Below are 13511 nucleotides of genomic sequence, written 5' to 3'. Positions count from 1 at the left end.
GGGGAAAAAGCGGTGGCCGACGTTGTCGTCGAATCGCGGGGACTGTCCAAACTCTATGGCGGCCGCCGCGCCGTGGACGCGCTCGATTTGCGCGTGACCCGCGGTGAGATCTTCGGCCTCTTTGGGCCCAACGGCGCGGGCAAGAGCACGACGCTCCGGCTTCTCACGGCCCTCACGGAGCCTTCCGAGGGAACGGCCGTCGTCTGCGGACTTGACGTGCGGCAGGCGCGCGACCGCGTCCGCTCGCGCGTGGCGATCCTTCCCGAGAACCCCACGCCCGACGGCCATCTCAAGCCCGACGCATACCTCGGGTTCTGCGCGGCGCTGCGCGGCGAGTCGGCGGGCCGCGCGCGCGCCGCCTGCCGCGAGACGCTTGCGTCGCTGGGCGTTCCGCCGCGGGAGAAGCCGCTCTCGCACCTGTCGATGGGCCAGCGGCAGAAGGTCGAGATCGCGCGCATCTTGCTGGATCCCTCGCCGCTTCTTGTGCTTGACGAGCCGTTCAACGCGCTCGATCTCGACACGCGGCGGGTCGTCATGGCGCGGCTGCGGGAGATGGTCCGCGATGGCCGCACGATCGTGTACACCTCGCACCACCTTCTCGAGGCCGAGCGGTTCGTCGACCGGTTTGGCTTCCTGCGCGCCGGACGGCTCGCTGCCGTGGGCGCTGCCGGCGACCTCAAGCGGAAGTTCCTGGCCGCCCGGTTCCGCCTCGAGGTCACGCGACCGCAGGACGCCGTCGCGCGGCTGCGCTCGGTCGCGGGCGTGCGCGAGGCCCGCATGGACCACCATGAGATCGAGGTGCTCGTGGACGAGCGCTCGCGCGTGGGCTCGATCGTGCGCGCGCTCGTGGAGGCCGGCCACGAGGTGACCGCCGTCGTTCCCCAGGGCTCCATCGAGGACCTCTTCGACCAGCTGCGGCAGGAGACGACGCCGGCGGTGGCGGCATGATGCGAGCCGCCGCGGCCGTCGTCGCTCGCGACCTTGCGGCCTGTCGCCTTCCGATCGCGCTCGTCGTGGCGCTGTTCCTTGTGCCCACGACGGTGACGGTCGTCACGAGCAACCCGGAGGGAGCGCCCCCGCCTGGACCCGACGAGCCCCCGCCGATCGTCTCGTTCCTCTTCCCGGCGCGCCTGATCGCCTCCATCCTCTCGCTCGTGTTCTTGGCCGCCTGCTTCGAGCGCCTGCTTGTGAACGAGACGCGCACGGGAAGCATCGCGACCGTGCTGCGAAGCCCCCTTTCGGCCCGCCGCATCCTGGCCGCAAAGTTCCTCTCCGTGGCCGTGACGGGCGGCCTTCTCATGCTTGGGCCCGCGCTTCTCTTGTCCGCGGCCGCATTCGCAAATGGCGTCGTCGAGCCGCATCCGATCCTGGCGGGCTTTGGCGCCGCGTACGCCATGTGGACGGGCGCGTTGGGCATCCTTCTTCTGGCGCTCCTCTCGGCCGTCGCGCTCACGGGCGTCCGCGCGCTGCCCCAGGTGCCGCTTCGAGGTCCGCTTGCGGCCGTGGCGTTCCTGTCGCTCCTGTTCACCTACCTTGGCATCGACCTTCTCGGGCGCGTGCTGGGCTTGTTCCTTCGCGATCCGGCGGCCATGGACGCGCTTGCCGCGGCCCTTCAATCGTTCGTCAAGGCAAGCCCGCTCCACGTCATGGCCGACGCCTTGCAGGCTGCGCTTGGCGTCCCCGGCTGGCAGCCCCCATGGCTCTTGGCCGTCCTTTTCGTCGGCCTTGCCGCCGTCGCCTGGCCCGCCGCCTCCCGTCTGTACGTGGACCGCGTGGCGGCCGCCTAGCGGAACCGTTTTCGGACGGCTCCGCCTTGGGGCCTCGTGAAGCCGGGCGATCTCGTCGAGTTCAAGGCGGGTCTCTTCGGGATCCAGGCGCCCAACAACGTGGGACTCTACCTCGAGCGCCTCAAGAAGAAGGAGGGTTTCTACGCGGTGCTCTACACCGCGAAAGGCCGGCTCGAGGTGAAGACGGAGCATCTCAAAGGACGCCTCCTCGCCTCCCAGCTGACCCTTCCGGCCGACGAGGCGACCCTCAAAAGCCGCCTCGCGCAGCTCCTGGCGGATCGATCCAAGAAGGCCGCCCAGGTCGAGGTCCGGCCGGGCGAAGTCCGCGACGCCGACCTGTGGCGCAAGGTCTCCGGAACCGAGGGGCCCTACACCGCCTACGCCCTGGCGGCCGCGCTCTTTGGAACCGAGCAGCCCTCGACCGACCAGCGCGAGGCGGTGCGGCGCGCCCTCGAGAGCTGCCGCCGCGCGGGCGTGGGCTACTTCCGCTTGGCCGGCGCGCGCGACGAGACGTGGAAGCCCATCGAGGTCGAGACGTTCAAGACCTTCCGCCGCGAGGCGGACGCGTTTCGGGCGCTGCGCAAGCGGCTCATCGCGGAGGAGGAGGTTGAGGACGATCCCAACGCGCCGCCGCGCACCGTGTACGTCGGCCTTGCCTTCTCGCTGGATGCGTTGCCCCCGGCGGACGCCGAGCGCGTGCGCGTCCTTGCCAAGGTCATGGAGGACTTCGTCCTGCACGACCGCGACCGGGGCGCCGTGACCGTGCCGGGAACCGATCGCCACACGCTCGACGGCTTCTCGCTGTTCGACTTTGCGCGCTGGCTTGCCAACGACTGGACGGGCTCGCGGGCGTCGCTCTCCTCCACCTTCGTCGAGTTCCTCGTCGACGCGGGCCTTCGGACGGAGGCCCAGGCGCTGGAGCTCGTCGCGCGCCGGCTGGTGCACGCGCGCGAGGGCTTCGGCTGGAACAGTCCGCCGGAGGTCGAGGAGGCCGCCAACCGCTTCCCTGGCGACCTTCCGGCCCCATGGCTGTCGGGGCGGCGCGATCTGCGGGGCGTCCCCTGCTACACGATCGATCCCGCCGACGCGCGGGACTTCGACGACGCCGTCGGCTACGAGCGCCAGCCGGACGGCACGCACGTGCTGTGGGTGCACATCGCCGACGTGTCGCATTACGTCGAGAAGAACTCGGCGATCGACCTCTCCGCGCGGACGCGCGGAACGAGCGTGTACCTGCCCGTTCGCGTGCTGCCGATGCTTCCCTCCCGTCTCTCCGACGACCTCTGCTCGCTGCGCGACGCCTCCGACCGGCTGTCCATGAGCGTGCGCACCCGCTACGACGCGGACGGCGGCGTGCTCGAGGAGGAGCTCTTCGAGGGCGTCATCCGCGTGACGCGCAACTGCCGCTACGAGGAGGTGGACGAGGCCATCGCCGCCGGGCGCGAGCCGTTTGCGTCCATGGAGGCGTTCGCGCGCGTGCTGCAGTCCCGCCGCCGAGGGTTGTCGCTCGACACGGGCGAGCGGCGCATCCGTCTCACGGAAGAGGGCATCGTCGATCCGACGATCAAGGAGGGATCGCCGGCCACGCGCATGATCGAGGCGTTCATGGTGGCGGCCAACGAGGCCGTGGCGCGGCGCCTTACGCGCGAAGGCGTCTTCTTGCCCTACCGATGCCACCCGCTTCCCGACCGCGCGAGCGTCGAGACCTGGAACGCGCAGATGGAGACGCTGGGGATTTCCTTGCGGATCGAGCTTCCGGAGCCGGCCGATTCCGAGCCGGAGGCGGGTTCGGGCGCAAGCCTGCTCGACCTCCTCCAGAAAGGGGGGAAGCTCGAGCTTGTGACCGGCGGCTTCAAGCCGGAGGCGACGGACGGGGAGGAAACCGGGCCGCCGGCGCCGGCCGTGCGCGGGGTCGCGCAGCTTTCGGACGAGGAGCGCGAGGTGTACCTTCGCCCGTTCCGCGAAGCCCTGTCCGTCGTGTCCGCCCTTCCGGACCCGCGCGTGCGGGAGATCGTGCACGTGAAGCTCCTCTCGGCCATGGGGCGTGCCTTCTACACGCCACGCAACCTCGGGCATTTTGGCCTGGGAAGCGACTGCTACTGCCACTTCACGAGCCCCATCCGTCGTTACCCGGACCTCATCGTGCACCGCGCCTTGCGGTGGGTGCTGCGCGGGCGACCCGGCGCCGAACCGCACACGCTCGACGAGCACGAGGCCATGAGCGCCCACGACAGCGAGCAGGGACAGGCCGCCGAGGCGCTCGAGCGCGGAACCGTGAACTCGGCCATGGTGTTCGCAAGCCGCGACCCGCGCTACGCGGGCGCGCTCGAGGGCGTCGTGAACGGCGTGACGCGGGGGGGCCTTTTCCTGGCGCTTCCCGGGGGGCTCGAGGCCCGATTGTCGACGGCCGACCTTCCCGGCGGGCCCTTTGCCGTGGACGAGCACGCAAGCGTGCTGTACGCGGGCGAGATCGAGCGGGAGGCCCTCCAGGGCGAGGTCGACGCCTCGAACTGGCGCGAGCTTCTCGATCCACAGACGGGCGAGCTGCGCCGCGTGCGGGCCAAGCTTGGCGACCGGCTCCGCGTTACGATCGCGCACCGGGACTACGTGGCCGGCCGCGTGGGCGTCAAGCTCGCGGATTAGGCGGCGCCCAGATCGTCGCCCGAAATCGGGGGCAGGATCGGGCAGTACTGCTGGGGCGCGACCGAGTCGCGGACGGCTTCGACGACCCTGCGCACGGCGCAGGTGGGCGCGCAGACCACGCCAAGCGGGGAGGACTGCTGGAGACAGATCGGGGGGCTGCAGACGTCGTACGCAAACAGGGAACAGACGTTTTCCCGAACATCTTCGATTTTCTCGCCCAAGTTCACGCCCGCGGAGGCCATCGGCAGGGCCACGGCGGCCAAGAGCGAAGCAAGCCCAACGGTCAGCACTGTACGCAGCATGGATCTCCCGCCTGCCTGGGCCTGGGGGGTTCTTAATTTTTTCCGCCACATACTAGACGGATGGGGCCTCCCAAGCGGCAATGTCAAGGCTGCGAGCCCCGTTTCGGCACGGATGCGCTACGGGCGTCTGGCCGAATTCTACGCGCGCCTGGAGGCGACGGCAAAGCGCCTCGAGATCACGCGGGTCCTGGCCGAGCTTCTCACCGAGGCCGACCCGACGGAGATCGACAAGGTCGTGCACCTCCTGCTCGGCGAGGTCGCCGCGCCGCACGAGGGGGTCGAGCTTGGGCTCGCCGACCGCCTCGTGGTCCGCTCCGTCGCGTTTGCCACGGGCCTCCCGGAAGCCGAGATCGACCAGGCGTACGTCAAGACCGGCGACCTTGGCCTCGCCGCCGAGCAGGCCGCGGAGCGCAACCGCGCCTCGCGGGGAGGCCAGCAAGCGCTCTTCACGGAGGAGCTCACGGTCGCGCGCGTCTTCGCGAGCTTCGAGAAGATCGCCCGCCGGGGGGGTGCCGGAAGCGTCGAGGCCAAGACGAAGCTCCTCGTGGACCTTCTCTTGTCCGCGACGCCCCTGGAGGCGCGATACCTCGTTCGCTTCGTAGCCGGCAAGGCGCGCCTTGGCGTGGCGGACCTGACGGTGATCGACGCGCTTGCCGCCATGGTCGCGTTGCCCGACCGCGTGCCGCGCCCGGTGGAGGAGCTGGGCCCCGAGCTTCGTGCCAAGCTCCAGGCGGCTGACGCCGCCATCGAGCGCGCCTACAACGTTCACCCCGATCTCGGTCACGTGGCCCGCGTCCTGGCGACGGACGGCCTTGCGGCCATGGAGGAAATCCGCATGCGGCCTGGCGTGCCCGTTCGTCCCATGCTGGCCGAGCGGTTGTCCTCGACCTCCGAGATCCTCGTCAAGATGGGCGGGGAGTGCTTGGCCGAGTACAAGTACGACGGGCTGCGGCTGCAGGCGCACCTCGAGGCCGGCTCCGTCGAGCTCTTCTCGCGCCGTCTCGAGCGCGTGACGGACCAGTTCCCCGACGTCGTGGAGGCCCTGCGGGCGGCCTTCCGGGGGACCTCCGCGATCGCCGAAGGCGAGTGCGTGGCCGTGGACGCCGAGGGCGACATCCGACCCTTCCAGGAGGTTTCCGTCCGGCGCGGCCGCAAGCACGGGTTGACCGAGGCCATCGAAAGCGCCCCCGTGCAGCTTGTGCTCTTCGACCTTCTGTACCTGGACGGCCGGGAGGTCGCCGGCGAGCCGCTGCCTCGTCGGCGCGAGAGGCTCGAATCCGCCTTTGCGCCGGGCGAGCGCGTCACGTTCAGCAAGGCCGTCCTCGCCAGCGAAGACGAGGCGCTCGAGGTCTTCTTCCGCGACGCGATCGCCGGCGGGGCGGAGGGCATCCTCGCCAAGTCCGTTGGCCCCGGCAGCGCCTACCGCGCGGGCGCGCGGGGATGGCAATGGATCAAGTACAAGCGCGACTACCGGAGCGAGCTTGCTGACAGCCTCGATCTTGTCGTCGTGGGCGCGTTTGCCGGCCGCGGACGGCGGGCGGGGTGGCACGGGGCGCTCCTCATGGCCTGCTGGAACCCCGAGGAGGGCCTCTTCGAAACCGTCTGCAAGCTCGGAACGGGCTTCGACGACGCGACGCTTGCCGCCTTGCCCGAGCGCCTGTCTCCCCATCGCCTCCCCGCGCGCGATCCTCGCGTGAAGAGCGCGCTTGAGGCGGACGTCTGGTTCCGGCCCGCCGTCGTGGCGGAGGTGGTGGGCGCCGAGCTTTCCCTCTCGCCCACCCACACGTGCGCCTTTGGCGTCGTCGACGCGGCAAGCGGCCTTGCCGTCCGCTTCCCGCGCTTCACCGGGCGATGGCGCGCGGACAAGCTTCCAGACCAGGCCACCACGACCGGCGAGATCCTCGCGCTCTATCGCCTCCAGCGCGAGGCGGGACCTAGCGGCGACGGGCCCAAGCCGCCGAGGCCATCGCAGCCAGGATGAGTCCGGCCGCCGGCGCGTCCACGGAGCGGTCGGGAACGGCAAAGAGGCGCGCGGCGGGTTCCGAGACGTTTTCCCCCGAGTGGACGACGGCCTCCAGCCGATGCTCGCCGGGCGAAAGGCGCGCAGGATCCAGAAGGAAGCGCCAACGCGCGGCGCTCTGGGTCGCCGTGATGAACTCGAGCGCCGCCTCCTGCCACGCGCCGCCGTCGAGCCGCACGAGCACGCGATCCACGGGATGGACGAAGCTTGGCGAGGTCGCAAGCCCATGCGCCCAGGCCGAGGCTGCGAGCACGGTTCCGGCCTGCGGCTCGTCGATCGTGATCGTGGGCGAAGCGACGGGAGCATGCCGAAGCACAAGGCCGTCGCGCCCAACCGCGAGGGCCACGTCTCCCTGGGGTCTCCACGCCACGCCGAAGGCGCGGTGGCCCCGATCCCACAGCGGCCCGACGCCCTCGCCGTCCGAGAACACGAGCGTGGGCGGGCCGTTCACGGCGGCAAGGAAGCCCGAGCCGTCCGGACGCCATGCGAGGCCTCGAACGTCGCGCCCGACGGCAAACGGCAGCGGAGAAAGGCTTTGGCCGTCGTAGGCGACAAAGCGACCAAGGGCGGCCGAACCGTCCGTGACGGGCGTGTGGTTGAACCCGCCCAGCACCGCCCGATCGCCGCGGGGCGAGAACGAAATGGCAAAGGCGCTCGAGGCCTCGTTGGAAAAGTTGCCCTCGAACGTGAAGCAGGGGCTCCGGCAACCCTCCCGCGGCACGTGCTCGAACCGGAGGATGCGGCCGTGCGAGAGGCTCCCGTCGGGCTCGGTGCGGATCGTGTCGAGGAGCGCATAACGCCCCGACGGGTGCCAGCCGATCGCGTTGAAGCGGACCTGGTTTCCGCTGTCAAGGACGGTGAAGTTCCGGCCGTCCCACTTCAGAAGCCCGTTCCCGAGGAGAAGCGCGTAGTCGCCCTGGGGCCGCCACGCGGCGTCCCGCCCCACGAACGTCTGGCTTGCAAACTCGCTTGCCGCCCACAGGTTCTCGATGCGCACGCCGTGCGGCCCGCGGGGCTCCAGACGCAGGATCGCGTTCCAGGCGCCGACGGCGATGGCGTGGCCGCCCGAGGGATGCCAGGCGACGGCCAGCAGAGACGGATCGACCGCGCCGGCCACCTCGCCGTCGTGCGCCGCGCGAACGTCGCGCCCGTCGGTCCACAGCACCGTCGCCACGCTCCGACGCTCGTCTTCGCGGCCGCCCACGATCCACGCCATCGTCCCGTCGGGCGCCCAGGACACGGCCTGCAGGTCGGAGGCGGTGACCTGCGGAAGGCGCATCGCAACGCCCTCGTGGTCGGCGGCTTGCGCGTCCAAGGTCGGCCCCGCAACCGCAAGCAGGAAGACCGGCCAAGCCGCGAGCACGGTCCTCATGACGGGACCTCGAACCGCACCGCGTCCCCTTCGTGCAGATCCAGGCGGTCGGCCGCGCTTCCCTGGTTGACGGCGATTTCGACGAATCCGGCCGAGCCGGCGAGAACGAGGAGATCGCCGGCGGCTGCAAATCCGTACGTTGGAAGCCAGGGCGCCTCCACGGACGGAGCCTTCCCAGGCCCCGCGATCCGCAGGGAATCGCCAAGCGAGAGGCGCGAGGCGAGGACTTCCTCCGAAACGTTCGTCACGACGTTCCCGAAGGTGTCGATGGACACGACGACGGCCTCGATGCGCCCTCCTTCGACGCGCGGCGAGCCGAAGTCGAGGTCGACGAAGGACTCCACCTCGCGCCCTACCTCCGAAGGATCAAGCCCCCCGTCCAGCCGCGCCGCCACCGGCGCGAACACGTCCCGGCCGTGGAACGTTCGGGACACCTGAGGGAGCCAAAGCTCGGCGTTCGACAACTCACGGACCCGCAGCAGGCCCAGCCTGCGCGCGGCGGGAAGCAGGAGCCCGTTGTCGGGCCCAAGCAGAAGTCCGCGCTCGCACTCGGCAAGGAGCGTCCGGCGTCCCGCGCCAACGCCCGGGTCCACCACGGCCACGTGCACGGCGGGGGGGTACCACGGGACCGTGGCTGCAAGCAGGAACGCGCCGTGCCGGACGTCCCCGCGGCGGACCTCGTGGGTGAGATCCACGACCCGCGCGTCGGGCCGAAGCCGCAGGATCACGCCCTTCATGGCCGCCACGTAGGCCGATTGCCCGAAGTCCGTCGTGAGCGTGATCATCGGGCCTGGAACCTTGGGCTTGGCGCAAAGTCTTTTTGCAGGGCCCGCGCGTGCCGGTTCGATGTCCCGACCGGGCGTGGGAACCCTCTGCTCGATGTTCCAGAACACGGTCGCGCGCGCCGGCGAGCGGCCCGCCCTGAAGGAACGCACCGCGGGGGGTTGGCGCACCATCACCTGGGAAGGCTACGGCGCCTACGTGCGGCACGCAAGCGCCTTCCTTCGCGCCCAAGGGCTGCCGCCCGGGGAGAGGGTCGCCATCCTGGGGCGCAACGGGCCGGAGTGGGCCATCGCGGACTTCGCGATCCTCCACGCGGGCCTCGTTACGGTCCCCCTGTACGACACGCACTCGGACGAGAAGCTTCTCCACATCCTGGAGGACGCCGGCGTCCGGGCCGCGTTCGCCCTGTCCCCCCGGCACGCCGCGCGGCTGCGCGCGCTGGGGCCGAGGCTTGAGGTGATCGTCGCCGCGGGGGGTCCGCCAACGTCCGAAGCGGCCGCGAAAGCCTCTGGAACGGGCGTGCTCGACTGGGACGCGGCGCTGCGACGCGGACGGGCGGCGGATGCGGAGGCGCCAAGCGCGTTCGAGGAGCGTTGGCGCGCCGTCGCGCCCGAGGACCTCGCAAGCCTCGTCTACACGTCCGGCACGACGGGCGTGCCCAAGGGCGTCGAGCTTACGCACGGCAATTTCGTGTCGAACGTGCAGGCGTCGCTCTCCGTCGTGCCGCTCTCCGAGGACGACCTTGCCCTCTCGTTCCTTCCCCTCTCGCACGTCTTCGAGCGAACGGCGGGCCATTTCGCGCTTGCCTACGCGGGCGCCTGCATCGCCTACGCGGAGTCGATCGACAAGCTTGCCGACAACCTCCCGGAGGTTCGCCCGACGGTCATGGTGGCCGTTCCGCGGCTGTACGAGAAGATGGAGGCCCGCATCCGCGCGGCCGCGCGGGCGCGTGGGCGGGAGGCCTCGCTCGACCGGGCGCTGTCCGTGGGCATGGCCGTCGCGGAGCGGACGTCGCAAGGACGGCCGATTCCGCCGGGCCTGCGCCTCCAGCACGCGCTCTGGGATCGGCTCGTGTTCCGCACGACCCGCGCGCGCACGGGAGGGCGCCTTCGGTACTTCGTCTCCGGCGGCGCGCCCCTCGCGGAAGATCTCGAGAAGACCTTCGCGGCCGCGGGCCTTTGGATCCTGGGCGGCTACGGTCTCACCGAGGCGAGCCCGGTCGTCTCCGTGAACACCTTCCAGAACTACCGCTTTGGAACGGTCGGGAAGCCGATCCCCGGCGTCGAGGTCCGCATCGCCCGCGACGGCGAGATCCTCGTCTCGGGCCCCAACGTGATGCGCGGCTACTGGAACCTGCCGGAGGACACCGAAGACGCCTTCGAGGTCGACGACGACGGCAAGCGGTGGCTCAAGACAGGCGACGTCGGAACCCTGGATGCCGACGGATTCCTGCGGATCACCGATCGCAAGAAGGACATCATCGTCCTTTCAAACGGCAAGAACGTGGCCCCCCAGGGCGTCGAGAACGCCCTCAATGCCTCGCCCTGGATCGCCCAGAGCGTCGTCGTCGGAAACGGCCGAAACCACCTCGTGGCGCTCCTTGTCCCGGCGTTCGAGCGCCTCTTCGAGTGGGCCAAGGGCGAAGGCCTTCCAGCCGACGCCGACATTCTCGTCTCCCACCCGCGCGTGGGCGAGCGCTACCGGCGCGTCGTGGAGGAGGCAAACGCGCGGCTGTCGCGGCACGAGACGGTCAAGAGCTTCACGCTGCTGCGGCGCGAGCTCACCCAGGAAGCCGGCGAGCTCACGCCCACCCTCAAGGTCCGTCGCAAGGAGATGGATCGCGCCTACGCGGACGTGATCGCGCGCCTGTACGACGACGGCGGCGCTGCGGTCCCCGTGGACGAGTTCGAGCGCACGGTGCGAGGGTAGGCCGTCAGCCTGCCACGGCCGGCGGAACCTCAGCCCCGCTCGCCTTGGGCGACGGAAACAGCCGGTGACGCCGTCCCTGCACCACCCGGAAGACCAGCCCGACGTCCTCCAGCCGCGACGCGAGCGTGCACACAGCACCGCGCGAGGCGTTGAGCGCCCGCGCCGATTCCGAGATGCTCGCGCCCGGTTGCAGCCTGAGATGAGCCAGGAGCGCGCGCGCAAGGGGGCTTGCCGCCACGTGCGCCTGACGCGCCCGGTCTCGGTCGAACAGCTCCGCATCGTACCAATGCCTGCGGGCGCCTGCGCTTCGGACAAAGCCCGCACGCGCAAGACGCCAAAGGTGGTACTCCGCAGTCGTTCGATCGACTTGCAGCAGGCGTGCCGCCTGCTCGGCGGCGATCCCCGGACGCGCTCGGACGAGCGCGAGGATTCGACGCCGGACCGGCGACTCCAGGACATCGCCGTGCGCGATGCGCGAGAACATCCACGCGACCAAGAGCGCCGCCGCACATCCGAGGGCCAGCAGGGGAGCGCTCGACCCGGTCATGGCCGGCAACCGCCCGGGGCCGGGAGCCTTCGTTTCGATTGGCGCCCGCGGCGGCGCCCCCAAAGCGGGAGAGGGCTTCGAGGGCAAAGCGGTCGCCGCCATCGGCCCGATGGGCCCCTCCACCGGCAGGACCGCGGGCGTGGACAAAGCGTCGCGCAAGGAGCGCCCGGGCGGCGTTTCGGCCGACGCGGGCTCCGGGCCCGCAGGGGAAGAAAATCGCACATCAAGGCCGCCCCATCGGACGTGCGTTTCGATGCGCGGCGTCTTCTTGTGGAGGGTGCCAGCCGCTTCCTGTCGATCGTAAGGGCAGGGGCGCCCCTCAAGCCGCGCGCACGGGTAGGACAATGCCCCCGCGCCAAAATCGTCGGTGTTCCACGCGCGCAGCCAAAGATCGTTCGGGAAGGCCCGAACGCTTCGGTCGTCCGTTGCATACAAGGGGTTGTCCGGCCATCGCAGCGGGCACGCGTTGAGGTTCCAGCACAAGCCCGCTCCCAGGTCGCGCCGATCGACCTCCCGGGCGCGCACGGTCAGGAAGATTCCTCGTTCGCCCGGGGCGCCTTGGACTTCGCGCTCGCCGACGCTTGCGCGCTGGCGCAAGGTGCCAGGGGACAACGAATCAACGGCGCCAACGGCCTCGCGGACCACCGGCGCGGCGTCGTGCTCAAAGGCGAGGTCGTGCGGCGCCACCTTCGCGCCCACGGGCGCTTGGGCGCCTGCCTCGACCCGCGTGGTCGTATCGTATTCCAGGCGGACCCGATCGTCTCCGGGATCCGTGGGGTCTCCGGCCTCCCATTCGAGGGCGGACGCCGCCGGAAGCAGGGGCAGGACGGCCAGGACAAGGGCGAGGGCGCGCATGGTCAGCAGTAGGGCAGGCACGATTCCGGCGGCATGCAGCCAAGGGGCGTGGGGATGCACTCCTCGGCTGCCACGAACGCAAACGCAAGGGTTCCCAACGCAAGCCAAGCGACTACGGCCATCGCCGCTACGACCGCGATGCGCGCTGCGCCTTCCCAAAACGCACGATCGGACATTGCCACTCCCGATGCCACGTAGCCAGGCTCCTGGGAAAGGTTTTTCCGTGATTGGATGGCTGGATCGCGTCGGCCCGGTGGATCGTTCTCGAAAACGGGGAAAAGACTCTAATGGGCCACCCGCCCGCGCGCGTCCAAAAGCGCCGGCGCTTCGGGCCGTCTCCGTTTGTTCCTCGAACGTTTTGCGGATCGGGGAAAAACCATACAAGACCTGGCCGGGTCTGCGGGCGCGTGGAGATGCACGAACGGTGGATTCCGTTCTTCGGCTTGGCTGCATGCCTTGCGCTCTTTCTCGCTGCCGAGCCCCTGGCGCAGGCTGTCCTGATGATCCCGCTTTTCCATCGCGCTCCCGTTGCGGGCGTCCTGGCGGCGCGGACGCGGCGCAACATTTACGAGACCGTCTGCAGCCGCCCCGGCCTTTCCGTGGGCGCCGTTGCCCGCAACTGTGGCGTCGCCCATGCGACGGCCGCCTACCATTTGGGCCGACTGGAGCGGGAGGGTCACATTGTCTTGGTGCGGGGGCGCTACGCTTCGGCCTGCTACGCCTCCGGTTCCGGATTCCTTCCCGAGGACCGGGCCCTCCTGGCGTTGCTTCGGACGCGGGCGACGGTCGTCCTAGCCGCCATCCTTGACGAGCCGGGCGTTTCCTTTGGTGACCTTTGCCGCCGGACCCAAGCGTCGGGTCCAAGCGTGCGTTGGCATCTGCGCAAGCTCGCAAGCGCGAAGCTCGTCGAGGAGCGCTCCGAAGGCCGCCGGGTCCGCCTGTGGCCCGACCCCACGGCCGTGCTCTTGATCGGCGGACGTCTGGAACCGCGCATCGGCGCTGCGGACGAGAAGCTGCGGCACGACTTGGCAATGCTCATGGCGCACGCGCGGCGGCCGAACCCGGGGCCCCTTGGGTCCTAACATGCCGCGGCCGCCGGGGCCTCCTTAGCCACCTCTGCGCCGGCCCCCGCCTCTTCCAATGGCGCGCAGCCGCCGGAAGCGGCCCTCGCCGCTTCCCTTTTTTCTTTCTCAGACTTCCTTCACGAGGTACTTGTCCGCGATCCCGCGGATCGTCTTCTCCCAGCCCTGCGGGTTCGTGTGACGAGCCACAC

Annotated in this window: 10 protein-coding genes; 6 read left to right on the top strand and 4 right to left on the bottom strand. The window is 70.3% G+C overall.

The annotated features are described in order from the left end of the window. The first annotated feature begins 12 nt into the window (after positions 1-12). From VM681_06645 to VM681_06635, 3 genes are read left to right on the top strand one after another with little or no spacing between them, the layout of a single operon-like run. The gene (locus VM681_06645; GenBank protein ID HVL87668.1) at positions 13-948 is read left to right on the top strand and encodes an ABC transporter ATP-binding protein; all 936 of its coding nucleotides are present in this window, start codon (positions 13-15) and stop codon (positions 946-948) included. Next, a complete protein-coding gene (locus VM681_06640) occupies positions 945-1787 on the top strand; it encodes a hypothetical protein (GenBank protein ID HVL87667.1) in 843 nt (280 codons plus the stop codon). The genes VM681_06645 and VM681_06640 overlap by 4 nt, the downstream gene beginning before the upstream one ends. A gap of 36 nt (positions 1788-1823) precedes the next feature. After that, a complete protein-coding gene (locus VM681_06635) occupies positions 1824-4430 on the top strand; it encodes an RNB domain-containing ribonuclease (protein HVL87666.1) in 2607 nt (868 codons plus the stop codon). Here VM681_06635 and VM681_06630 read toward each other — a convergent pair. Continuing rightward, positions 4427-4732: a hypothetical protein gene (locus VM681_06630; GenBank protein ID HVL87665.1), complete on the bottom strand. Its 306-nt coding sequence runs from the start codon at positions 4730-4732 to the stop codon at positions 4427-4429. The genes VM681_06635 and VM681_06630 overlap by 4 nt on opposite strands. 112 nt (positions 4733-4844) lie before the next feature. Here VM681_06630 and VM681_06625 point away from each other — a divergent pair, with 112 nt between their 5' ends. Then, a complete protein-coding gene (locus VM681_06625; GenBank protein ID HVL87664.1) occupies positions 4845-6713 on the top strand; it encodes an ATP-dependent DNA ligase in 1869 nt (622 codons plus the stop codon). Here VM681_06625 and VM681_06620 read toward each other — a convergent pair. Continuing rightward, positions 6667-8124 carry a hypothetical protein gene (locus tag VM681_06620; GenBank protein ID HVL87663.1) on the bottom strand — a complete coding sequence of 486 codons (1458 nt, stop codon included), beginning with the start codon at positions 8122-8124 and terminating at the stop codon, positions 6667-6669. The genes VM681_06625 and VM681_06620 overlap by 47 nt on opposite strands. Next, positions 8121-8909: an S-adenosyl-l-methionine hydroxide adenosyltransferase family protein gene (locus VM681_06615; GenBank protein HVL87662.1), complete on the bottom strand. Its 789-nt coding sequence runs from the start codon at positions 8907-8909 to the stop codon at positions 8121-8123. The genes VM681_06620 and VM681_06615 overlap by 4 nt, the downstream gene beginning before the upstream one ends. A 61-nt stretch (positions 8910-8970) precedes the next feature. Between VM681_06615 and VM681_06610 the strand changes: the two genes are divergently transcribed. After that, on the top strand, positions 8971-10836 hold the full coding sequence (locus VM681_06610) for a long-chain fatty acid--CoA ligase (GenBank protein HVL87661.1): 1866 nt from the start codon (positions 8971-8973) through the stop codon (positions 10834-10836). Between the two features lie 4 nt (positions 10837-10840). Here VM681_06610 and VM681_06605 read toward each other — a convergent pair whose 3' ends face one another. Next, positions 10841-12238, bottom strand: a complete 1398-nt coding sequence (locus VM681_06605; GenBank protein ID HVL87660.1) for a helix-turn-helix domain-containing protein — start codon at positions 12236-12238, stop codon at positions 10841-10843. A 413-nt stretch (positions 12239-12651) separates the two neighbouring features. Here VM681_06605 and VM681_06600 point away from each other — a divergent pair, with 413 nt between their 5' ends. After that, positions 12652-13320: a helix-turn-helix domain-containing protein gene (locus VM681_06600; protein ID HVL87659.1), complete on the top strand. Its 669-nt coding sequence runs from the start codon at positions 12652-12654 to the stop codon at positions 13318-13320. Positions 13321-13511: the final 191 nt, after the last annotated feature.

Source organism: Candidatus Thermoplasmatota archaeon (genome assembly GCA_035541015.1).
GTDB lineage: Archaea > Thermoplasmatota > SW-10-69-26 > JACQPN01 > JAIVGT01 > DATLFM01.
The sequence above is the reverse complement of the archived record's forward strand: the minus strand, read 5'-3'. Positions and strand labels throughout refer to the sequence as shown.

What these genes read in the sequence shown, in the direction of transcription:
- VM681_06640 (HVL87667.1), top strand. Translation starts at nt 945, where the DNA reads ATGATGCGAGCCGCCGCGGCCGTCGTCGCTCGCGACCTTGCGGCCTGT.
- VM681_06630 (HVL87665.1), bottom strand. Translation starts at nt 4,732, where the DNA reads ATGCTGCGTACAGTGCTGACCGTTGGGCTTGCTTCGCTCTTGGCCGCC.
- VM681_06625 (HVL87664.1), top strand. Translation starts at nt 4,845, where the DNA reads ATGCGCTACGGGCGTCTGGCCGAATTCTACGCGCGCCTGGAGGCGACG.
- VM681_06620 (HVL87663.1), bottom strand. Translation starts at nt 8,124, where the DNA reads ATGAGGACCGTGCTCGCGGCTTGGCCGGTCTTCCTGCTTGCGGTTGCG.
- VM681_06615 (HVL87662.1), bottom strand. Translation starts at nt 8,909, where the DNA reads ATGATCACGCTCACGACGGACTTCGGGCAATCGGCCTACGTGGCGGCC.
- VM681_06610 (HVL87661.1), top strand. Translation starts at nt 8,971, where the DNA reads ATGTCCCGACCGGGCGTGGGAACCCTCTGCTCGATGTTCCAGAACACG.
- VM681_06605 (HVL87660.1), bottom strand. Translation starts at nt 12,238, where the DNA reads ATGCGCGCCCTCGCCCTTGTCCTGGCCGTCCTGCCCCTGCTTCCGGCG.
- VM681_06600 (HVL87659.1), top strand. Translation starts at nt 12,652, where the DNA reads ATGCACGAACGGTGGATTCCGTTCTTCGGCTTGGCTGCATGCCTTGCG.